Origin of the sequence: Microbispora sp. NPDC088329, assembly GCF_040685655.1 — a bacterium.
Lineage (GTDB): Bacteria > Actinomycetota > Actinomycetes > Streptosporangiales > Streptosporangiaceae > Microbispora.
In genome coordinates this window covers 582,053-603,557 of record NZ_JBFBIP010000003.1, presented here as the reverse complement: position 1 = coordinate 603,557, position 21,505 = coordinate 582,053, and the positions used below count along the sequence as shown (strand labels likewise).

Here is a 21,505-nt window from a genome sequence, read left to right as displayed (position 1 = left end):
CGCGTCCGTCCCTTGGGCCTCGCTCGACGCAGAGCACACCGCCTCCTCGGCGGGCTCCACGGACTCGGCCGGCTCGATGAGCTCGGGGGCGGCCGGCTCGGGGGCTCCGGTGGCCTGCCCGCCGCGGCCATCCCGGCCGCCGTGAACGTCTCGGACATCCCCGGTGTTCTCGACGCTGCCGGTCTCCCCGGCCTTCTCCGCGTTCCGGCCGCCCTCGGCGCCCAGGATGTTGTCGGCGTCTGCGGTGGCTTCGGCGTCCTGAGTGTCCGGGCGGCTGCCGAGATCCTCGGCGTCGCTGGTGCCAGCGTCCTCGAGGTTCTCAGTGTCCTCGGTGTCGCTGGTGCCGACGTCCTCGAGGTCCTCCGTGTCCTCCTGGCAGTTCTCGCTGTCCTCGGTGGCGGTGGCGTCCTCGGGGTGGTTGGCGTCGTCGTCCTGGTCGGGGGCGGTGTCGGTGACCGGGTCGGTGGGGAGGGACTCGGCGTTGACCAGCACCAGAAGCTCGGCGACGATCTTCTGCTCCAGCAACGCGATCAACGCATCGGCCTGACGTACCCGCAGCGGCCGGTCATCACCCTCCGCCCGGGGCCGGGCATAGGCATCCAGCAACACCCGCAACCGGGCGGCCGCCTCACGCGGCAGATAAAACTCCCCCTCCAGCCCACCCCCTTTGCCGGGACGGACCCGCAGAAACCGCCGCCCGTAATCGGCCCGCTCATCACGCTCGTCCCCATCAGGGTCCAGCACCGCCCGCAGATACCGGCCCGCCCTGGCCACCTCCGCCGGCCCCGCCCGGCCCGCCAACTCCAGCAAAATCGGCTCGGCCAGCCCCACCTGCTCACCGGTCAGGTGCTCGGTAGCCACACAGATGGCCTCCACCACCCCCGCCGACAGCTCACCGTCCGCAAACTTCTTCCGCACCCGCGGCAACCGGGCCAGCTCCACGCCCAACGTCAGCAGCCGGCCCGCCCCCGCCACACTCAACCCACCCGCGGTACGCAACCAACTGCGAGTGGAGGCATGCCCATGCTGCCTAGCCTGCCCCGCCCGATGCACCCGCCCCACCCGATCCGCCAACGCCGACGTGATCCGATCCCGGGCGAACAACAGGTCCTCGGCCTCGGCCAGGCAGACACCGGCATCGTCGGGAACCGGCGCCAGCGCCAACGCCTGCGCCGACTCCCGCAACGAGGCCACCAACACCCACGACGACCGCACCCCCGACGGCCGACCCCGGCCCCGACCCGCACCACCACCGGCATCCCCGGCAGACCCGGCACCAGCCGAACCAGCCCCGGCACCACCGGCGGCGGCACCAAAACCACTGGAACCAGCCGCGGAAGCGGCCCCGGCAGCATCGGCTGAACGGGCGGTCAACCGATCCCACCAGTCGCCGTCGGCATTATTCGAACAACGAGAGTGATCGGGATCCCAGTCGAACAGATCCATCACACCCCCAATTCATTCGAAAGCCTGTATCAATTCTCTCCTGGTCGATACACCTCGGGCAACCGCACAACGTGATTTGTTGGAGCTACAGGCATAGGGGGAGCAGCGGAAACGCGCGCGCCAAACCAGGCGGGAAACGCGGCAGAAAACGTCACAAAGGCTGCTTGTGGGCTCATTGAGCGGTAAGCGGGGAATCGAGCACTCGTGCACGGGGTCGAAGTGCCTGGCTGACCGTGGCTCGGCTGACTGTGGCCCGGCCGCCGCCCCCGCGTCGCGGCCGGGGCGCAGCCTCACCAGGCCCAGGCCTCCGGGCCGGGGCCGCCGTTCCCGACGGGCGGGAACAGCTCCTCCAGCCGGGCCAGGGTCCCGGCGGACAGCTCGGTACGCAGCGCGGCCAGCGGCAGGTCGAGCTGCCGCAGCGCCCCGGACAGCGCGCCGAAGTGCAGCGGCGAGTAGGGCAGGATCCCGATGCCCAGCTCGATCGCCGCGGGCAGCACCTCCAGTTCGACGTGCCGGGTGAGCAGGTTGTACTTGCACTGTTCCGAGACCAGGCCGAGGAAGTTGCGCCGTTCGGCCGCCGCCTGCGCACGGGCGAGGTGCCAGCCGGCGAAGTTGGACGAACCGACGTACCGCACCTTGCCCTGGACGACCAGCGTTTCCGTGGCCTGCCAGATCTCCTCCCAGGGGATGTCCCGCTGCACGTGGTGCATCTGGTAGAGGTCGATCCAGTCGGTCCGCAGGCGGCGTAGCGACGCCTCGCAGGCCGCGATGATGTGGCGGGCCGAGAGCCCGCCGTCGTTCGGCCGCTCGGTCATCGGGGCGTACACCTTCGTAGCGAGCACGATGCGGTCCCGGTGGCCCGCCTTGTCGAACCAGCGGCCGATGAACCGCTCGCTCAGGCCGTCGCCGGTCTCCCGGCCGTACATGGTCGCGGTGTCGACGAAGTTCACGCCTTTCTCGTACGCCCGGTCGAGGATCGCGTGGCTTTCGGTTTCGCCGATCTGCCAGCCGAAGTTCATCGTGCCCAGGCAGATGCGGCTGACGAGCAGGCCGGTCCGCCCCAGACGGGTGTATTCCATGCGCCGACCGTAGGAACCGGGGGGTGCTCTCCGCTAACCGTTCGAGCGTGCTCGAATGGACAGGTGATCCGGATCGAGTTCGCCCTCGCCGACCTGTTGCGGCTCAGGTTCGCGCACAGCCCGATGGCGGAGGTCGTGGCCAGTTGCCTCGCGCTGCGGTCCCGCTCTGCGCGCCTGGTCCCCGCGTCCTGGCGGGCCAGGGTCGAGCCGCTGCTGCGGGGCCTGACCACCCTTGGCGCGCTGGTCCCCGGCCCCACCGGCTATGTGCCGGACTTCCTCACTCCCGCCCCCGGCGCCGCCCGGCCGACCCTGGAACAGGAGCTGCGGGTGGTGGCCGCCACCCCGCTCGACCGGGCCGCGTACGAGGTGGACCGGGCCTGGGCGGGGCACCGGGCGCCGCCGCAGATCGAGCGGTTCGCGGCCGACCCGGCGGCAGCGCTGGCCGCGACGGTGCGGGAGGCCAGGCGCTATTTCGCGCTGGCGATCGCGCCGAGCTGGCGGACCTGCATCCCCGGTTGGACTGGGACGGCGAGGCGCTGCGGCTCGCGTACGCCAAGGATGGGGAGTTCGGCCTGGACGGGCACCCGCTGACCCTGCTGCCCACCGGCTTCACCGGCTCGCCGAGCCGCCGGCGGCGCTGGCCGCCCTGCTCGGCCCGACCCGCGCGGCCGTGCTCGTATATAGACCGGTCTAGTTGCGCCTACTGGACCGGTCGGTCTAGTGTGATCGGCATGACGCGAAGGAACGACACGCGCGAGCGCGTCCTGCGCACGGCCGCCGGGCTCTTCCAGCGGCAGGGCTACAACGCCACGGGCCTCAACCAGGTGCTGGCGGAGAGCCGGGCGCCCAAGGGCTCGCTGTACTTCCACTTCCCGGAGGGCAAGGAGCAGCTGGCCGCCGAGGCGGTCGCCCTGTCCGGCGGCGACCTGGGGGAGCGGATCACGGCCGCCGTGGCCGCCGCCTCCGGCCCGGCCGAGGCGATCGCCCTGATCGGCGATCTGCTCGCCCACGACCTCGAGCAGTCGGAGTTCCAAGAGGGGTGTCCGGTGGCCACGGTGGCGTTGGAAGCCGCCGGTGCCAGCGAGCCCATCCGGTCGGCCTGCGACGCGGCGTACGCCTCCTGGCTGGACGGGCTGACCCGTTACCTGCGCGGGCACGGTGTGGGTGAGGCCGAGGCGCTCGCCGACCTGGTGCTGTCCTCCCTGCAGGGGGCGCTGCTGCTGGCCCGCGTGCGCCGCGACACCGGCGTCATCCACTCGGTCACGCGGCGGATCGGCGCTCTGGTCGACGACACCGCTCAGGGGAAGGGCTCCGCATGAAGATCCACCACCTCAACTGCGCCTCGATGCGGAAGATCGAGCCCGTGTATGACGACCTGGCGCCCGCGCACGCGGTGGCCCACTGCCTGCTTGTCGAGACCGACCACGACGGCCTGGTGCTGGTGGAGACCGGGCTCGGTCTCGGCGACGTACGCGACCCGGCGGGCTCGCTCGAACGGGAGTGGACGGAGATGGCCGAGCCGCTGCTCGACCCGGCCGAGACCGCCGTACGCCAGGTCGAGCGGCTCGGGTACGCCCCCGCCGACGTGCGGCACATCCTGCTGACCCACCTCGACGTCGACCACTCCGGCGGCCTGCCGGACTTCCGGCACGCCCGGGTGCACGTCCTGGAGGAGGAACTGGCCGCCGCGATGGCCGAGGCCCCCAGCCGGCGCTACCGCCCGGCGCACTGGGCCCACCGGCCGCACTGGGTGACGTACGAGCCCGGCCGGGGGGAGGAGTGGCTCGGCTTCGGCGGCGTACGGCAGCCGGAGGGGCTGCCGCCGGAGTTCCTGCTGGTGCCGCTCGGCGGGCACACCGCCGGGCACGCGGCGGTGGCCGTGCGCGACGGCGGCCGGTGGCTGCTGCACGCGGGCGACGCGTACTTCCACCACGGCGAGCTGCGGGCGGGGGAGCCGCAGCCGCACCCGCTGCTGGACATCGTGCAGACCGGCTCGCAGGTCGACGCGGAGCTGCGGCTGCGCAACCGCGACCGGCTACGCGCACTCGTCCGCGACCACGCGGGCGAGGTGGAGGTCTTCTCCGCCCACGACCCCTGGGAACTGAGCCGGTACAGGACGGAGCGGTAAGGCGACAGGCTCCGCACCGGAGTCAGCCGGCGAATGAGCCGGTCCCCGGGCCCGGCCGCGCCCGCTGAACAGGTCTTCGGACCTCCGGACGGCGGGGACCAGAAACGCCGTCCTGGTCGGCCGGCCCGGCGACGACGTGACCGTCGTCGAGCGCCTCTGACCCGGCCTCAGCCCTCGGGCTCCCCGCCGTCCGGCGCGGGCAGATGGAACACCAGCGAGTGTCCCGCGCTGTCGACGACGTCGGCCAGGGTGAGGTGAAAGGTCCGCGTCCCCAGGCCGGGGGCCGTGATCGTGCGGGGCCGCAGGCGCGGACCGTGGACGTGCCGCTCGTCCCACCAGCGGCGGAACTCGGGGCTGGCCTCGCTCAGGCCGGTCACCAGTGCGCTCATCCTCGGGTCGCCCGCCAGCGGCGGGTAGGCGGTGCGCAGCCGGGCGACGACGTCGAGGGCGTCGCCGTGCCAGCCGGGCAGCCGGCGCTTGGCCTCGGGGTCGGTCAGCAGCCACCACAGGATGTTCCTGCGTGCGTCCGGCAGTCGCCCGAAGTCCGTGTACCACCGCGCGGCCGCCCGGTTCCACGCCACGACGTCGCCATACCGGTTGCCGGCGTAGAGCGGCCAGGGGCCCTGCCCGGCGGCCTCGACCAGCCGCGCGACGAGGTCCCCGTCCACGACGGTTCCGTCCGCGGCGACCGGCCGGGTGCGCGCGAGCAGGTGGACATAGCGGCGCTCGTCCTCGCTGAGACCGAGCACGCGGGCCAGGCTGTCGAGCACCGCGGGCGAGGGATTGATGTCGCGGCCCTGCTCCAGGTAGGTGTACCAGGTCGGGCTGAGGCCGGCCAGCACGGCGACCTCCTCGCGCCGCAGCCCCTTCGTCCGGCGATGGGGCCCGACCGGCAGACCCATGTCCTGCGGCGCCACCCGGGAGCGGCGGTCGCGCAGGAAACGCGCCAGCTCGCGCCTGTTGTCGTGCCCGGTCTCGCCCATCAGCCCCCCGCCGGTCGCCCGTGTCCGTCCATCATCGCGAAGCCGGCGATCCCGCAGAAGAGCCCGGCGCGCCCCACCACCGGTCCGGCACCGTGAGCACCGCGGCGGCCGCCGCCAGCGCCCCCAGGCAGACCAGGCTCGCCGCGAACGCCCTGCCGTACGCGACGGGGGAGGAGCCGCCACCGAGGACGCCGAAGAAGACGATCCCGATCACCGCGACGCCTAGCGCCCCGGCCATCTGCTGCACGGTGGACAGCACGCCCGCGGCCGAGCCCGCGCTGCCGGAGCCGACGCCGGACAGCGCCTGCGACAGCAGCGGGGCGCCGACCATGCCGATCCCCGCTCCGGCCACCGCCATCAACCCCTCGTACAGCGGGAGGTTCACCCCCGCGCCTGCGTCCCGGGTGACCAGCGCGAGGCAGCCCTCCCCGGCGACGATGAGGACCGCGCCGGTCGTGAGCGTACGGCGGCCCAGCAGGCGGGTGAACCGCGCGGCGTTCGCCGAGGTGGCGAAGAACGCCACGCCCATCGGGAGGAACACCAGGCCGGCGCCGAGAGGGGATCGGCCCAGCCCGTCCTGCACGTACAGCGCGATGACGAGCATGAACGAGGCCATGCCGCCGTAGACCGCGAGCACGGTGGCGAGGCCGGCCAGAAACGACCGGGACCGGAACAACGACGGCTCCACCAGCGGGGTGCCGCCCGCCCGCGACAGGCGCAGCTGCTGGACCGCGAACAGGGCGAACATCATCGCGCTCGCCGCCAGCGACGCGAACGTCCAGCCCGGCCACCCCTCCTGCCTGCCCTCCACGAGCGGCACCAGCAGGAGCAGCAGCGCGGGCACGACGAGGGCCACGCCCGCCAGGTCGAGCCCCCGCGCGGTCTCGGAGCGCGACTCGGGCACGAGGCGCAGCAGGAGCAGCGTGACCACGCCGACGGGCAGGTTCACCAGGAAGCAGGCGCGCCAGCCCAGGCCGAGCACGTCCGCCGCGATGAGCAGGCCGCCGAGGACCTGACCGCCGACCGTGGCCAGGCCGAGCGCGGCGCCGTACCCCGCGAACGCCCTGGGTCGGTCGCCGCCCGTGTAGGTGACGGTGATGACCGACAGGACCTGCGGGAACATCAGCGCCGCCGCGACCCCCTGGAGGACGCGGGCGGCCACGAGCATCACCGGGCCCGTCGCCAGGCCGCACAGCGCCGACGCCACGGTGAACCCCGCCAGCCCGATCGCGAACACTCTGCGCCTGCCGTACAGGTCGCCGAGACGGCCGCCGGTGATCAGGCCCGACGCGTACGCCATGCCGTATCCGGCGACCACGAACTGGATCTGCGCGTCGGTGGCGCGCAACTCGGCCTGGGCCGAGGGGATGGCGACGTTCACGATGAAGAAGTCGAGGATCGTCATGAAGGTGCCGACGAGGATCACCGGAAGGGCGAGCCAGCGGCGGCGCCCTCGCACGACCGTCCCGGCCGGTTCCGTAACGAGAGAGGACATGCTTCGTCTCCTGGTCTGGTGGGGGAGTCCCGGTCAGAGCCTCCCCGGCCACGGCGGGGAGGGCCAGAATCGGCCGATGCCGGTATCGCGAGTGCCACCATCCGCGGGCGCGGGCCGGGCGCCGCCGATTCCGGAGCGCGGCCCGCGGCGCGGTAACCTCAACCGTCCACCGCTGTTTGGGAGCCCGGATGGCCTGCACGCACAACCGCACCACGACGACCCGCGCCCGCGGCGGCCGGGAGGCCCGGCGATGAGCGCCGTCACGAGTGAGGCGGCACGCCGCCGCACGTTCGCGGTGATCAGCCACCCGGACGCCGGAAAGTCCACGATGACCGAGGCGCTCGCCCTGCACGCCTCCGCCATCACCCAGGCCGGCGCCGTGCACGGCAAGGCCGGCCGGCGGGGCGTGACGTCCGACTGGATGGAGATGGAGCGGGCCCGCGGCATCTCGATCACCTCGGCCGCGCTGCGGTTCGACTACCGCGACCACGTGTTCAACCTGGTGGACACGCCCGGCCACGCGGACTTCTCCGAGGACACCTATCGCGTGCTGGCCGCGGTCGACTGCGCGGTCATGCTGCTCGACGCGGCCAAGGGCATGGAGCCCCAGACCATGAAGCTGTTCGAGGTCTGCCGCCACCGCCGCATCCCCGTCATCACTTTCGTCAACAAGTGGGACCGGCCCGGCCGCGAACCGCTGGAACTGCTCGACGAGATCGAGGAGCGCACCGGCCTGCGTCCCACGCCGATCACCTGGCCGATCGGCACCGCGGGGAACTTCCACGGCGTGGTCGACCGGCTGGCCGGCCGCATCGTCCGTTACACCCGCACTCCCGGCGGCGCCACCAAGGCCCTGGAGACCGATCTGACCCCCGAGCAGGCCGTGGCCGAACTCGGCGCCGACTGGACCCGCGCGGGGGAGGAGGCCGACCTGCTCGCCGCGATCGGCGCCGAGCACGACCAGAAGGCGTTCGAGGCGCACGAGTCCACGCCGGTGCTGTTCGGCGCGGCGCTGTCCAATTTCGGCGTGGCCCGGCTGCTGGACGTGCTCGTAGACCTCGCCCCCGCTCCCGCGCCCCGGGCGGACGTCGAGGGCGCGGCCCAGCCGCTGGACGCGCCGTTCTCCGGCCTGGTCTTCAAGGTGCAGGCCAACATGGACCCCGCCCACCGCGACCGCATCGCGTTCGTCCGGGTCTGCTCGGGCCGGTTCGAGCGCGGCATGGTGCTCACCCACGCCGCCACCGGCCGCCCGTTCGCCACCAAGTACGCCCAGTCGGTGTTCGGCCAGGAACGCGCCACCATCGACGAGGCGTACCCCGGTGACGTGGTGGGGCTGGTCAACGCCACCGCGCTGCGGCCGGGAGACACCCTTTACGAGGGCAAGCCGGTGGAGTTTCCGCCCATCCCCAGCTTCGCCCCCGAGCACTTCGCCGTCGCACGTTCCCGCAGCACGGCCAAGGCCAAGCAGTTCCGCCGCGGCATCGACCAGCTCGACGGCGAGGGGGTGATCCAGGTGCTGCGCTCCGACCTGCGCGGCGACCAGGCCCCCGTGCTCGCGGCGGTCGGGCCCATGCAGTTCGAGGTCGTGCAACACCGCCTGGCCACCGAGTTCGGCGCGGAGATCGTCCTCGACCGGCTGGAATACACGCTCGCCCTCCGCACCGACGCCGAGTCCGCCGAGGTGCTGCGGCGCCAGCGCGGCGCGGAGGTGCTGACCCGCAGCCGTGACCAGGCACTGCTCGCCGTGTTCGCCGACCAGTGGCGCATGCGCTCGATCCAGCGCGAACACGCGGGCCTGACCCTGGAACCGCTCATCGCCGGTCAGGGCCTGCCCGGCGCGACCGCCTGACCGCGATATCCGCCACACCCCGGGTTTGTGCCGTCGTCCCGGACGACCACGCATCCTTCCGGGGCGAGGCCGGCATAAGCCCGGCAGTCCGCTTGCGTCATGGGCGCGACGGCCAGGCGCGCCAGGTCGCCGTTCCTCATGGCCGCAGTCTGCCTGCCGCCACCGACATTCCGCCCGCCGGTGGAGTGCCGGTCATGATCTGTCGGTCCTGATCTGTAGCGTCCCGGGCCATGGCTGATGCGGTGCTGGCGTACTCCTATGTGCGCTCTTCGGAGCTGGACCTGTCCTCCGGTCTGCTCGACCTGTCCACCTCGGGAGGCGTGACCCCCAGCGGACCGGCTTCCCATCCCGCGTTCTTCAGCGGGCTGCTGACTCGGGCGGCGCCGGCGGCGGCCGGGCTGCTCGGAGTCGCCGACGTGGCCCGGGCCCGCTACTACGACGCCCGCCCCAACGGGATCGTGCGCGATCCGGTCGTGACGTGCAACGGCGACCGGTTGCGCTTCGAGTCCTTCTCCGCCTGCGGCGGCGTATACGCCCGGCTGGACGTGCTGCAGCAGGGCCTCGACGGCGAGGTGGTCGAGCTGGGCACGACCAACGTGGACGTCAACGACCCGCTGCGTCGGGCGCTGGTCCGGGTGGGCGGCGGCGATCCTCTGCATCTGCGGGTCGGCGCCGAGGAACTGGTGGCCACCACGCTCGATGGCGCGGTGGTGGAGAAGAAGGTGCCGCTGCCCGAGCGGTGGGTGCGCGGCTTCGCGGAGGTGCAGGTCATCGCATCGGGGTTCGACCTGCGCGCGGAGGCGACCGGGCCGGAGGCGGTGCGTTTCCTGCGGGCGCTGCCCAGGCGCGGGGTGCTGTGGGCGGTGCCCGCCGGAAGGTCGCTGCGTCTGTCGGCCCGTCCGGCGGCGGGCGCCGTCTGCCTGCCCGGCCCCGAACGGCTGGCCACCCTGCTCCCTCTGCTGCGTTTCGCCACCGGCCTGAGGGTGTACGGCCCGGCCGTCCCCGCGCACGGCCTTCCGGTCGCGAGCGCGTGGGAGCTGGAGCTCCCCGGCATGCGCTACGTGCTGACCCTGTCGCCGGAGGCCCGCAGAGGGTTTTCCGGGGAGGGCGCGGTGCTGGGCGACCTGGCCACCGCGCACGCGGAGGAGGACGCCGGCCTGGTCGGGGCGATGCTGTCGTTCGAGCCCCGCCTGGACGCCGACCTGCTGGCGGAGCGATCCGGGTTGCCCAGGAACCGGATCCGCGCCGCGCTGACCCAGCTCGGCACGGCGGGACGGGTCGGCTACGACGTGGCGGAGGCGGCGCACTTCCATCGTGAGCTTCCCTACGACCCCGGCCGGGTGGCGGCGATGAATCCGCGGCTGAAGGCGGCCCGGGACCTGGTGAAGCGGGGAGCCGTCCGCTTCACCGCGCCGGACACGGCGGTGGTGGGGGAGCGGCGGGTGCGGCTGACCTCGGACGGCCCGGTCTGCACGTGCCCCTGGTACGCCGACTTCCGGGGCAGCCGCGGCCCGTGCAAGCACGTCCTGGCCGCCCAGCAGGTGCGCGACCAGGGCGGGGCGGCTCCGGAGGGCGGCACGCGATGAATCCCTGGAAGGAGGTGGCTAGCCGCATCGAGGCGGGCGACGACACGGAGATGGCGCGCTTTCTGGCCACCCTCGACGAGGATGGCCGGAGGGCGGTCGCCGCGCGGCTCCCCGGATACCTGTCCGAGCGGCTGGCCCAGGGGTGGGAGGGCCAACTCTGGATCCAGAATCAGACGGAGGTGTTCCGCCTCGCGGGGGCGGCCTGCCTGAGCGGTGCGGCGCAGGTCGCGGCCTGGCTGAACCGGCGTGACCTGCGCTGGGTGCGCCGGCCCGAGGCCGACGCCGCCCGCATCCTGGCGCTGATCGGGGACCGGCCGGCCACATGGCGCGAGGATCTGGCCGTCCGCCTGGTGGAGCGGCTGCGGTCGCCGTCGAGGTCCGCGTCGCGGCTGCTGGACATCGGTGTCCCGGGGTGGGACCTGGCGGCGGGCCTGGTGCTGGAGACGGGTGTCGAGCCGCCGGACAACGACGCGTTCACCGTCGGGTGGCTGTGGCGGCTGATCGGGCGTCACGGGGCGAACCAGGGCACCCTGGACGCGCTCGCCGTGGACCCGCTGCTCGGCCGTCTGCTCCCCCGGGTGTTCCGGGCCACGGGCGTCGCGGCGGCGCTGACCTGGGATCTGGTCCGGAACCGCGACAAGGGCGTCGTCGCCGCCCTGGTCGCGCTCGCCGAGAAGGGCCGGGTGCCGCGCGGGGTGCTCGTCGGCGGATGCGTGGAGCGGTTCCTGGCGGGCGGCGGCGCCGAGGAGATCGCCCCGTTCGCGACGCTGTGGCGCAGGCTGCGGCCCGAACCGGAGGAGATCCCCGCCGTCGAGTTCGCCCGGCTCCTGCCGTCGGCCGCGCCGCCGCTCGTCGAGCTCGTGCTGGAGGAGCTGAGCCGCCTCGACGAGGCGGGCCTGCTGGGTGACGAGTCGTTCGGTGAGGCGGTCGAGGCGCTGGCGTTCCGGCCGGAGAAGAAGTACGTCACGGCCGCCCTGCGGTGGATCGCCGGCGCCGCGCCGTCCAGGGCCGACGCCGCGGAAGCGGCGCTGGCGGCCGTGTTCGACCAGGACACCCCCGCGCTGCGGGACCGGGCAGTGCGCCTGGCGGTCAAATTCGCCCCGCACGCGTCCGGCCCGGCCCTCGACGCGGTCCGAACGGCGGCCTCCCGGCTTCCCGCCGACTTACGGGAGAAGATCGCGGCCGTCGCCGGTGTGGTGGAGGCCGACGAGCCGCCGCCGATGACCCCGGCCGCTCTGGTGGTGAACCCGCTGCCCGCCCTGCCGGCGACCCCCGGCTCGCCCGGCGAACTGGCCTGGGAGATCGAGGCGCTGGACTGGCGGACCGGGCCGCCGCAGTTCGAGCGCATCCTCGCCGCGCTCGTCGAGCTGACGCACCGTGACAGGGACGCCGTGTCGCAGGCACTGCGGCCGTGGTGCGACAAGCACTGGCGCCGGCCGTTCGACCCGGCCACCTACGTGTACGGCATCAGCGGCTTCGGGCGGAACACCCACGCGCTGCTGATGCGGTGCGCGCTGGCGGTCGTCGCGCCCGCCGACAGCAGGAAGCTCTCGGCCCTGCTGGCGAACTACCACCGCAGCCATCCCGAGTATGAGCCGGCGATCCAGCTGCTGGTCCAGCGCCGGCTGCGGGAAGTCGTCGAGATGCTGGAGAGGGGCCGCAGTGTGGCGGTGCTGCTGGCCACACCGACCGCCCCCACCGGCCACGTCGATGCGGAAATCCTGGTCGAGCGGATGGAGCGCCTGAAGGGCGCCGAACCGCTTCAGGCCGACTTCCACCAGGCGCTCCTCCGGCTGCCGCGCGAGATCGACCCACGGGCCGTCGTACGTGCCGATGGACTGACCTCCCAGGCGGGCCGGGTCCTGGCGGAGTGGCTGCGGCGGGGCGGGCTGCCCGACCCCGAGGTGATCGTGGAAGTGGAGGCGGCGCAGCGGCCGGACGCGGACAGCGGCCCGGACCACTACGGGGAGGTGTTCGCCGAGATCACGCCACCGGCCTGTGTTCCCCAGCCCGTCGCCGAACTCTGCACCGGGTCGCGGCGCATCCTGCACGACGTCGGGGAGGCGACGTGGTGGCCGGCCGTCATGCCCTCCCACCGCGAGGTCGTCGCCGCCCACCTGCTGGAGACCCTCGCCCTCGGCATCGACGACACCCGGGGCGGGGGCCACGTCCTCGCCGCGCTGGCGCACGGCGACGGGCCGGTGGGCCCGGCCACCGCGAGCGCGCTCGCCATCGGGATGGGGAACAGGCATCCCGGCCAGCGGGCCGCGGCCGTCGACGCCCTCATCACCCTGGCGGCACGCGGACACCTGCCCGCGGGAGATCTCGGCCGGGCGGTCGCGGGGCTGACCGACGCGGGCCTGGTCAAACTGAACCGGATCACCTCCGCGCTGGACGAGGCGACGACGGCGGGCGCCCACGCGCAGGTGTGGCGGGCTCTCCTCACGGCGCTGCCTCCGCTGCTTCCCCGCACGGGGGACAGGCCCCGGGCCGGGCTCGGGGAGCTGCTCGCGGTCGCGGTCAAGGCGGCCACCCTCAGCGGAGAGCGCGGCGACGTCCCCGGGCTGGCCGAAACGGCGGCGCGCGGGGGATCCAGCCGGCTGGTCCAGGAGGCCCGCCGCCTTCAGCGGCAGGTGAGCCGATGAGCTTCTGGGCCGCGATCATCCGGCGAGCCGGGCAGCCGCCCGGGTTGGCCGACGGCATCAGGGCGGGCGACGCGGAGAGGACGGCCGATCTGCTCGAACGGGCGGGCGACGAGGCGAAGCGCACACTGGTGGGGCACCTGCGGACGTTCGCCGCTCAGGGCGGGCTCGGGAGGGGATGGTGGGACGGTCCGCCGCACGACCCGCAGGCGCCCGCGCTTCGAGCGGCCGCCGCGGCCTGTTTCGACACAGCGGCCGAGGTCGCGGACTGGCTCACGCGTCCCAGCCTGTGGTTGTTCGAAGGGCACCAGGACGACGCCCGCCGCATCGCCCGCCTGGTGCGCGACCGGCCGGCGCGGTGGCGGGCGGAACTCGTCCGCCGGCTGGCGGAAGAGCCAGTGTGGAGGGACGAGGCCGACGGCGGACGGGCGCACCGCCTGTCGGCGTGGTTTCCGGCGGCCCGCCTGGCGGAAGAGGGCGGCATCGAGCCGCCCGGCGATGCCGCCTTCGTGCTGGGCTGGTTGTATGCCGTGGCCGACCGCGGCGGCGATGTCGCCGATGAGCGGCTTACCCGTCATCTGGCCGGGAGCCTGCTGCGCGGCAGAGGGCTGGCGGCGCGGCTGCGCGGCGCGGGAGACCCGGTCGCCGCGTGGGCCGCCGCGGTCGCGCGCCTGGCAGGCGACGGCGTCCTCGAGCGCGGCACCTTGCTGGAGGGCTGCGCCGGCGCGTTCTACGACGGTGAGACCCGGCCGTTCACCGACCTCTACGCCGCCCTGCGGCCGAATCCGCGGGAGATCCCCGTCGGGGATCTGGCGCGGCTGGTGCCCACCGCCCCGGGACCGGTCGTTCAGCTCGCGGTGACCGAGCTGCGGCGTGCGGACGTCGCCGGGCTGCTTACCGACGAGCTGTTCGCCGAGGCGACCGAGACGCTGATGTTCCGTCCGGAGAAGAAACACGTCCGGGCGGCTCTCATCTGGGCGGAGGCCGGCGCCCGCGGCCGGCCGGGGCGGTCCGGCGCCGCTCTCCGAGCCGTGACCGCGGCCTTCGGCAGCGTTCACCGCGACATCGCCGAACGCGCCGCCGCGGCGGCGTCACGGCTGGCCGCCCGCGCGGACGAGGACGGTCATGCCGCCGTCCGCGCGGCGGCCGACGCTCTCCCCGCCGATCTGCGGGACCGGCTGGCTCCGGTCTTCCGCCTGGACGCTCCACCCGTCCCCGTGCCGGTCGCCCTGCCGGCCCCGCCGGTCGAGGGGGCCGATCCGGTCCCTGTCGTCGAGTCGCCGGAGGAGCTCGCCGAGCTGGTCGTCACCGCGCGGGACCCGCTGACGGTCGAGCGGCTGCTCGCCGGGCTGGTGACGCTCGTCCACCGCGACCGTGAGGCGGTGCGCGCGGTCGTCGAGCCGGTGCTCCGCGTGGACTGGCCGGCCCTGTTCGATGCCGAGCCCGCCGCCTCCGGTATCGGCGGGATGGACGAGGACCCGCGTCTGCTGACGGTCCGCGCCGTGCTCGCCGCGGTGGCGCCCGAGGCCGCCAGAAGGTTCCGCGAAGGGGTGAGGTCCTACCCTCCCCATGAGTGGGAGCCGGTGCCCGACACGCTCGTCGTGACGCGCCTGAGAGAGGTCGTCCGTGCGCTCGAGACCGCGCACGTGCCGGTCCTGCTGGCCACGCCCACCGTCGAGTCCGGGCACATCGACCCGATGACGCTGGTCGAGCGCATGGAGCGGCTCGAAGCGGCCGGCGCCGAGCCACTGGACGCCGACTTTCAGCAGGCGCTCCTGCGACTGCCGCGGACGATCCCCCCGGCGGCGGCCGACCGGGCCGCGACGCTGACATCGGCCGCCGGGCGGGAGCTCGCGGCGTGGCTGCGGCGGGGCGGGCTCGCCGACCCGGTGAGCGGCCACCGGGTCGTGCGGCTTCCCTGGTATGAAGGCTCCGCCCCGACCGTCACACGGATCCTCCCGGTCGTGCGGCCCCGCGAGGAGGACCTGCCGGACCTCGTCCGGCGCATGTGCGTGGTCGAGCCCGCCCACGCCGTGAACCTCGCTTCCCAGAGGATGGACTGGTGGCCCCTGCTCATGCCGTCGCACCGGGAGGTGATCACCGCCTGGATCCTGCCGCGGCTGCCCCCGCTGGTCGGATCCCGCCGGGCCGATCTGGCACCGCTGCACCGGCTGGCCTGCGGGCAGGGACCGGTGGGCGGAGTGACCGCCGCCGCGCTCGCCCACGGTCTGGGATGTGAGGACGACGGCGCGCGGGGCGTCGCGGTCGACGCGCTGCTGGTCCACGCCGCCCGCGGCGACCTCGACGGCGGCGACCTCGGAGGGTTCCTGTCCGTCCTGGCCGCGGCGGACGTGGTCAGGCTCGGCCGCGTCGTCACCGCTCTCGGCGACGCCCTGGCGGCGGGTGCGCATGCTCAGGTCTGGACCGCCGCCGCGCGCATGCTCGCCGAACTCCTGCCCGAAGGCCGGGAGCGGCCTCGCACCGGCATGACCGGCCTGCTCGGGATCGCCGCGACCGCCGCCTCCCTCACCGGAGCCCGTTCACCGATTCCACGGCTGGCCGCGGTCGCGCGGCGGGCCGGCGACGGTGCCTTCGTCAGAGAGGCCCGGCGCCTCCAGGAGCTGATCGCCGGAAGGGAGGAGACGGCATGAGCTCGGGCGTTCCGCCGGTCATCCCACGCGGCGTAGCGCCTCGGGCGTGAGGTCCTTCAGGGTGGGATATCCGTCGACCGCCATGATGAGGTCCGCTTCGGCCAGTATGGAGCGCAGCACGTGCACCACCCCGTCGACGCCGCCGACCGCCAGCGCGTACGCGTACGGACGACCGATCCCCACCGCGGTGGCGCCCAGCGCCAGCGCCTTGATGACGTCGGCGCCGCTGCGTACGCCCGAGTCGAACAGGACCGGCAGCCCGTCGGCGGCGTCGAGCACGCCGGGCAGGCACTCCAGGGAGGGCAGCCCTCCGTTGGCTTGCCGTCCACCGTGATTGGAACAGTAGACGGCGTCCGCGCCGTGGTCCTTGGCACGGCGGACGTCGTCGGGGTGGCAGATGCCCTTGAGCATCAGCGGCAGCCCGGTCTGCGAGCGAAGCCAGTCCAGGTCGTCCCACCTGAACGGTCCACCGAAGATGGGCAACGTGCGCACCGCGGCCTCCGTGGCGTCCTCGCCGGGGCGCAGTCTCCTCCGGAACACGGGATCGCCGGTGTAATTGCTCAGGCATCCGCTGGGCACCTGCGGGTAGTTCGAGCCGCGCAGGTCGCGGGGCCGCCAGCCGGTGACCCAGGTGTCGAGGGTGACGGCGATGCCCTTGAAACCCACCGCCTCGGCCCGGTGCACCAGGCTCGCGGCCAGGTCCCGATCGGGGGGCGTGTAGAGCTGGAAGAATCCCGGCGTGTCTCCGAGCACCGCGGCCACGTCTTCCATGGGATCCGCGGAAAGGGTCGCCGCGAAGAACGGAACGCCCGTCCGGACGGAGGCCCGCGCGCATGCGAGATCGCCGTGCCCGTCCTGGGCACACACCCCGATCACACCGATCGGCGCCATGAACACCGGCGCGGGCAGCTTCACCCCGAACAACTCGATCGACATGTCGCGCTCGGTGGGAGCGACCAACATGCGCGGATACAAGCCCCAGCGTGAGAACGCCTCGCAGTTGGCCCGCTGGGTGTGCTCGTCACCGGCGCCGCCGGCCACGTACCCCCAGACTTTCGGCTTCATCGCGGCCGACGCCCTGTCTTCCAGCTCCGCGAATGTCATGGGATACGGCGGCTGATGGCCGGTCCGTCCCTGGGCGTACAGCTCATTCTGGTATTCGGCGAAATTCATACGAGCGCGTTACCCGGGGGAGGGTGCATTACCCGAGCCGAGCGGCCAAGCAAAAGCCAACTATGTGAAAAAGGGCCAGGGACAACGTAAGCAGTTCCTCATCGCAGAGAGACCGTGACGCCGCCGGAGAAGAGCGAGTCGTGCAGTTCGACGGCCTTGAGGGCCAGGCCCTTCGGCACGTCGAAGAGCAGGAGACCTTTGACGCTGTTGCCCGGGTTGATGTTCTCCAGGAACGCGTTGGAGTCCTGCAGCCAGACGGCCGCGCCGGAGTCGGCGTCGAACGTGCGGCCCTTGGTGTCGATGAGCTTCTGCGCGGAATCGGTGAACATCTGGGCCTCATCGCCGATGTTCTTCACCGTCAGGTGCACCAGGACGTACTGCCCCTGGGCCTTGTGGACCGTGAAGCCCTCGCCGACTTGGGACAGCCCCTTCTCCACCTTGGTGACCTTGAAGGCGAATCTGCCGTCCTTCACGACCTCGCCCACTCCGGGTGCGACCGGGGTTTTCCGTGGCTTGGCCGCGTGCGTGGTCTTCGCGGAACCCTCCGTGAGGCTGACCTCGGAGTCGCCGCCGCGGCCGCCGAGAACGACGCCGACCACGATCAGGATCATGAGCACGCCCGCGCCGACGAGCACGGCCTTCAGGCAGCCGTTGCCCTTCTTCTGCACGATCACGGTCGGCTGGTAGTGCTGCGCCGGGGGCTGGGGGTGGGGCTGCTGTGGGTACTGCTGCGGATTCTGGTGCACCGGACAGGCTCTCCTTCCTCTCCGCCACGCGTTGGCGACGGGCATGGCCAGTAGAGTACATGTGAACGGTACACACAAGCTATTTATCTTTGACTTTTACTTTGTTCGTTACCTTGTGGCCGTGGCGCTCACGGCGGCAGATCTGGTTGAATCACGCACACGAGACCTCACGGGGACGCATGTCGCCGCTCCGCGTTCTGGCCCGAAGCGGGTGCATGCGTGGGATGACCGGCGCCGGTGGTGACCAGGCTTGGGGCCGCTTCGGTGGACCTGCTCGGCCACCGGTACGCCGCGTCCGTGTGAAGGCCGGTCAGCGCGAAAGGGCGGTCAGCCGGACAGCGCCAGCAGCAGGTCGGCGGCGGCGGGGCGGGTGCGCGGGTCCTTGTTCAGGGCGGCGGCGAGCGGCCGCCGCAGCGCGGCGGGCAGCGGGCCGAGGTCGGGGGAGTGCTCCAAGATCCGCTGGGAGACCGCGAAGACCGAGGGCCCGTCGAACGGCAGCCTGCCGCTGGCGGCGTAGTACATCGTGCTGCCCCAGCTGAACACGTCGGAAGCCGGGCCGGCCTGCTCGCCGAGCACCTGCTCGGGGGACATGAAGGCCGGCGTCCCCTTCGTCCCGGCGCTCGTGGTGAGCCGGTCCATCGCCCTCGCGATGCCGAAGTCGATCACACGCGGGCCGTCGGCTCCGAGCAGCACGTTGGCGGGCTTGAAGTCCCGGTGCACGATGCCCGCGTTGTGGATTCCGCGTAACGCGGCCAGCGTCGAGATGGACAGCCTGGTGAGGCTGTCGGGATTGCGCGGGCCCTGCTCCCTGACGAGCCGTTCGAGAGAGGGGCCGTGGACGTACTCGCTCACGATGTAGGCCAGGTCGCCCTCGACGCCGACGTCGATGACCTGGGCGGTGGCGAACGACGGCACGCGCCGGGCGGCGAGCGCCTCTTTGACGAAGGCGTCCCGCTCACCCAGGTCCGGCCCGATCCTGATGTGCAGGATCTTGACCGCAACCTGCTGCCCGTCCGGCGCCTGGCCGAGGTAGACCGTCCCCTGCCCGCCCTCGCCGACCTTCGTGAGCAGCGCGTACGGCCCCACCCAGGCCACGCCGGCACTACGGCCGGACGCCGGATTCGGGCCGCCGGTGACGTACTGGGGGTACGCGCCGGAGGCGTGCGGCACTGGCCAGGTCGGGGGAGTCGCCGGGGCACGGTAGGCCGGCGGAGTGCCATAAGCCTGCGGACTGCCATGAGCCCGCGGAGCGGCATAGGCCCGCGGAGCGGGATGGGCCTGCGGAGCGGGGTAGGACGGCACCGCCTGCACGGCAATATGGGGGAAGACCCTGGTGCGCAGCAGGAAGGTGTGAATCGCTCCCCCGGCCCACATCCCGCCGAACCAGACGACGGCGGTGACGGTGTTGCGCCAGTCGTCTCGGGGAACGCCCTCCAGCAGGTTCGTCGCGACGATGAAGGCGACGAGCCCCAGGGAGTAGCCGCCGGCGGCGAGGGCGAGCCGCCGTTCTCTCAGCCGGATGGCGGCGAAGGCGACGACGAAGGGTGTCCCCAGCCCGCATGTGAGCAGCGGCACGAGTGCCCACCAGAAGCTCTTGCGCGACAGGTCGCCTCCGGATCCGCGGGGACCGTACTGATAAGGCGGACCGTGACGCATGGGTCAGCATGATAGGCGATCAGTCCGCCGGGAATTTCGGCGTTTGGCCCGTTCCAGGTGTGCGTCTTTCAGTTGGTCCGGGTGTTCGGCAGATGATCGCCGAGGTAGCCGACATAGATCTTGCCGGTGTCGCCGCCCGAGTCGTCGTGGAAGTACATCCGCGGTGCCGGATATCCGACGGCGCGCAGTTTGACGTGTGCCTCCATGACGATCTTTCCGTGGGGGTGGACCTCTGCGGGGACGGGGAAGGTGCGCGGCTGACTGAACTTGGCGTTGCCGGTGACCGACGCCGATTCACGCATGGCCAGCATCCCGGTCGGAATCACCCGCCGGCTGCCGGAACCGTCGGTGCACCAGTCGTAGAAGCCGCCCGCGAACTCGCCGGAGGAGCGGGCGCGGGCGAAGTCGTCCAGCGCGAGCAGCGCGTCCCACGCCTTGGCCGCCCACGTACGGCTGAGCACCGGGTCGGCGTGGTCGAGCCGGACCGCGGCGGCGTCGGTCGGGCCGATGACGAGGTGGGTCAGCCGGGAACGGGCCTCGACCAGGGTCTCGGCGAGGCTCGCGGGGGTGAAGGGCTCGCCGGGCGTCGCGAGGCCGTAGACGGGATGCCCCGACTCGGCGAGGGTGCGCTCGAGCCACCGGACCCGTTCCTCAAGCACGCGGGCGGCGGTGACGGCCTCGGCGTACTCCTCCCGGAGCAACTCGTGTGCGACGCGCAGATCGTCCTCGCTCCCCGCGGGAGCGGCGGGGACGATCAGTTCGCGCAGGCCGGCCAGGTGCAGGCCCAGGGTGCGGACCTCGCGCAGCACGTCACGGCCGGTGTCGGCGCCCGCGGCCAGGCCGAGCGCGGTGTCCAGGTCCTGGCGCATGGCCTTGACGACCATCTCGGCCACCCGATGCGCGAGATCGGGGCCCGGCGACTCGGCGACCACCGCGACCGGATCCGGCGTGGGCTCGGGCTTCGGCGCCGGTTCGGGCTCGGCCGCGACCGGCGGCGCCGCGGAGGGCGCCGGGCGGACGGTCAGCGCCATCATCTTCCGCCGCAGTTCCTCCCGTGCGGGGTCGACGGGCGTGGGGCGCGGCGCCATCGCTCCGTCCAGTTCCGCGACCTCCGCACGGCCCGCCAGGACCCGCAGCACGACGGGCAGGGACTGCCGGACCTCGGGAGGCAGATCCATCGCGGAGGCGCGGCCGATCACGCCGTCGGCGATCTTCTCGAGCGCGCCCTCCTCCCGTAACTTGGCGGGCCGCATCGGCGGATGCCGGTAGGGACTGCGTTCACTGGCGGGGTCGAAGGGGGCGGCGTACGTGCGGATCGCGCCGCCGTACACCGCCAGCTCGTCTCCCATCAGACGGTTGAAGAGGTGTTCGGTGCGCCTGTCGGCCAGCCGTACGACGACTCCGGCTCCGGCCGTCGCCTCCGCCAGCCGGTCGGCGCGGGAGGTGTTCTCATCGCCCTGGCCGGGCGACACCACCACGACGGGAACCCGGCGCCGGGGCTCGGTCAGCACGCGCAGGAAACGGTGTACCTCGTCCTCCGCCAGCAGCTCCGCGCGGTCCACCAGGTGGATCCCGCCGTCGGTGATGCGCGCGGTGCGCAGGTACGCCGGGACGAAGCCGGGGGCCCGGACGTCCGGCCGCGTGTCCCCCTCCCGCTCGACCGTGACCAGGACCCAGCCGGGCTCGCCGTCGAGGAACACCGCTCTGGTCCGCAGTCGTCCGCCTTCCACCGGTTCCTCGAGGGTGTAGCGACCGCACCCGGCGCGCCGCTCCATCACCAGGCGAGAGCCCGCGTGCTCGTGGTCGACTCGCGGCCTGCCCGCGTCCGGCGGCGGGAAGCCCTTGGACTGCGCCCAGGCGGACAAGACGCGGTGCAGCCGCACCCAGATCGGCCGGCCGGGGTCCCGCAGGAGCGCCTGGTACAGCTGCGTCGGTGCCATGAGCCGATCCTTCCGCTTGCCCTCGAGGGCGTTTCCGGACATGGCAGCGTAACAAGGACGCGGCGTGGCCGTTCTGTGAATCGGCTAAACAAATAGAACCCTCCGAAGCTAGGCCAGGAGAAGGGCCCTCC

The 21,505-nt window shown here is 72.9% G+C and carries 15 protein-coding genes; 7 read left to right on the top strand and 8 right to left on the bottom strand.

Going from position 1 to position 21,505, the window contains the following annotated elements; genetic code table 11:
• Positions 1-1,446, bottom strand: a 1,446-nt coding sequence (locus AB0O28_RS10150) for a DUF222 domain-containing protein (RefSeq protein ID WP_363638370.1), incomplete at its 3' end; no start/stop codon positions are given.
• Between the two features lie 290 nt (positions 1,447-1,736).
• The gene (locus AB0O28_RS10145) at positions 1,737-2,525 is read right to left on the bottom strand and encodes an aldo/keto reductase (protein ID WP_363638368.1); all 789 of its coding nucleotides are present in this window, start codon (positions 2,523-2,525) and stop codon (positions 1,737-1,739) included.
• Between the two features lie 63 nt (positions 2,526-2,588).
• Here AB0O28_RS10145 and AB0O28_RS10140 point away from each other — a divergent pair, with 63 nt between their 5' ends.
• The 3 genes from AB0O28_RS10140 to AB0O28_RS10130 all read left to right on the top strand — a co-directional run bounded on the left by AB0O28_RS10140 (position 2,589) and on the right by AB0O28_RS10130 (position 4,653).
• Positions 2,589-3,116: a hypothetical protein gene (locus AB0O28_RS10140; RefSeq protein ID WP_363638366.1), complete on the top strand. Its 528-nt coding sequence runs from the start codon at positions 2,589-2,591 to the stop codon at positions 3,114-3,116.
• 140 nt (positions 3,117-3,256) lie between these two features.
• The gene (locus AB0O28_RS10135; protein WP_363638364.1) at positions 3,257-3,844 is read left to right on the top strand and encodes a TetR/AcrR family transcriptional regulator; all 588 of its coding nucleotides are present in this window, start codon (positions 3,257-3,259) and stop codon (positions 3,842-3,844) included.
• A complete protein-coding gene (locus AB0O28_RS10130; protein ID WP_363638362.1) occupies positions 3,841-4,653 on the top strand; it encodes an MBL fold metallo-hydrolase in 813 nt (270 codons plus the stop codon). The genes AB0O28_RS10135 and AB0O28_RS10130 overlap by 4 nt, the downstream gene beginning before the upstream one ends.
• 167 nt (positions 4,654-4,820) lie before the next feature.
• On the opposite strand, the gene AB0O28_RS10125 is transcribed toward AB0O28_RS10130, so the two are convergent.
• Both AB0O28_RS10125 and AB0O28_RS10120 read right to left on the bottom strand, forming a co-directional pair.
• Positions 4,821-5,636 (bottom strand): helix-turn-helix transcriptional regulator, encoded by an 816-nt coding sequence (locus AB0O28_RS10125; protein WP_363638360.1) that lies wholly within the window; start codon positions 5,634-5,636, stop codon positions 4,821-4,823.
• A 31-nt stretch (positions 5,637-5,667) separates the two neighbouring features.
• A complete protein-coding gene (locus tag AB0O28_RS10120; protein ID WP_363638358.1) occupies positions 5,668-7,131 on the bottom strand; it encodes an MFS transporter in 1,464 nt (487 codons plus the stop codon).
• A gap of 250 nt (positions 7,132-7,381) precedes the next feature.
• Here AB0O28_RS10120 and AB0O28_RS10115 point away from each other — a divergent pair, with 250 nt between their 5' ends.
• The 4 genes from AB0O28_RS10115 (at position 7,382) to AB0O28_RS10100 (ending at position 15,859) form a co-directional block, all read left to right on the top strand.
• Positions 7,382-8,980 (top strand): peptide chain release factor 3, encoded by a 1,599-nt coding sequence (locus AB0O28_RS10115; RefSeq protein ID WP_363638356.1) that lies wholly within the window; start codon positions 7,382-7,384, stop codon positions 8,978-8,980.
• A 230-nt stretch (positions 8,981-9,210) separates the two neighbouring features.
• Positions 9,211-10,566 (top strand): SWIM zinc finger family protein, encoded by a 1,356-nt coding sequence (locus tag AB0O28_RS10110; protein WP_363638354.1) that lies wholly within the window; start codon positions 9,211-9,213, stop codon positions 10,564-10,566.
• A 14-nt stretch (positions 10,567-10,580) separates the two neighbouring features.
• On the top strand, positions 10,581-13,211 hold the full coding sequence (locus tag AB0O28_RS10105) for a DUF6493 family protein (RefSeq protein WP_363638352.1): 2,631 nt from the start codon (positions 10,581-10,583) through the stop codon (positions 13,209-13,211).
• Positions 13,208-15,859 carry a DUF6493 family protein gene (locus AB0O28_RS10100; protein WP_363638350.1) on the top strand — a complete coding sequence of 884 codons (2,652 nt, stop codon included), beginning with the start codon at positions 13,208-13,210 and terminating at the stop codon, positions 15,857-15,859. Before AB0O28_RS10105 ends, AB0O28_RS10100 begins: the two co-directional genes overlap by 4 nt.
• 18 nt (positions 15,860-15,877) lie before the next feature.
• Here the strand turns inward: AB0O28_RS10100 and AB0O28_RS10095 are convergent, their stop codons facing one another.
• The 4 genes from AB0O28_RS10095 to AB0O28_RS10080 form a co-directional block, all read right to left on the bottom strand.
• Positions 15,878-17,032: an alpha-hydroxy-acid oxidizing protein gene (locus tag AB0O28_RS10095; RefSeq protein ID WP_363638348.1), complete on the bottom strand. Its 1,155-nt coding sequence runs from the start codon at positions 17,030-17,032 to the stop codon at positions 15,878-15,880.
• Positions 17,033-17,130: 98 nt separating this feature from the next.
• Positions 17,131-17,778 (bottom strand): DUF4352 domain-containing protein, encoded by a 648-nt coding sequence (locus AB0O28_RS10090; protein ID WP_363638346.1) that lies wholly within the window; start codon positions 17,776-17,778, stop codon positions 17,131-17,133.
• Between the two features lie 327 nt (positions 17,779-18,105).
• Complete coding sequence (locus AB0O28_RS10085) at positions 18,106-19,434, bottom strand: serine/threonine-protein kinase (RefSeq protein WP_363638344.1); 1,329 nt, start codon at positions 19,432-19,434, stop codon at positions 18,106-18,108.
• A 68-nt stretch (positions 19,435-19,502) separates the two neighbouring features.
• The gene (locus tag AB0O28_RS10080; RefSeq protein ID WP_363638342.1) at positions 19,503-21,374 is read right to left on the bottom strand and encodes a hypothetical protein; all 1,872 of its coding nucleotides are present in this window, start codon (positions 21,372-21,374) and stop codon (positions 19,503-19,505) included.
• Positions 21,375-21,505 lie beyond the last annotated feature (131 nt).

Coding starts and splice junctions, on each gene's coding strand:
- AB0O28_RS10095 (WP_363638348.1), bottom strand. CDS start 17,032: ATGAATTTCGCCGAATACCAGAATGAGCTGTACGCCCAGGGACGGACC.
- AB0O28_RS10110 (WP_363638354.1), top strand. CDS start 9,211: ATGGCTGATGCGGTGCTGGCGTACTCCTATGTGCGCTCTTCGGAGCTG.
- AB0O28_RS10135 (WP_363638364.1), top strand. CDS start 3,257: ATGACGCGAAGGAACGACACGCGCGAGCGCGTCCTGCGCACGGCCGCC.
- AB0O28_RS10080 (WP_363638342.1), bottom strand. CDS start 21,374: ATGGCACCGACGCAGCTGTACCAGGCGCTCCTGCGGGACCCCGGCCGG.
- AB0O28_RS10145 (WP_363638368.1), bottom strand. CDS start 2,525: ATGGAATACACCCGTCTGGGGCGGACCGGCCTGCTCGTCAGCCGCATC.
- AB0O28_RS10120 (WP_363638358.1), bottom strand. CDS start 7,131: ATGTCCTCTCTCGTTACGGAACCGGCCGGGACGGTCGTGCGAGGGCGC.
- AB0O28_RS10130 (WP_363638362.1), top strand. CDS start 3,841: ATGAAGATCCACCACCTCAACTGCGCCTCGATGCGGAAGATCGAGCCC.
- AB0O28_RS10115 (WP_363638356.1), top strand. CDS start 7,382: ATGAGCGCCGTCACGAGTGAGGCGGCACGCCGCCGCACGTTCGCGGTG.
- AB0O28_RS10100 (WP_363638350.1), top strand. CDS start 13,208: ATGAGCTTCTGGGCCGCGATCATCCGGCGAGCCGGGCAGCCGCCCGGG.
- AB0O28_RS10125 (WP_363638360.1), bottom strand. CDS start 5,636: ATGGGCGAGACCGGGCACGACAACAGGCGCGAGCTGGCGCGTTTCCTG.
- AB0O28_RS10085 (WP_363638344.1), bottom strand. CDS start 19,434: ATGCGTCACGGTCCGCCTTATCAGTACGGTCCCCGCGGATCCGGAGGC.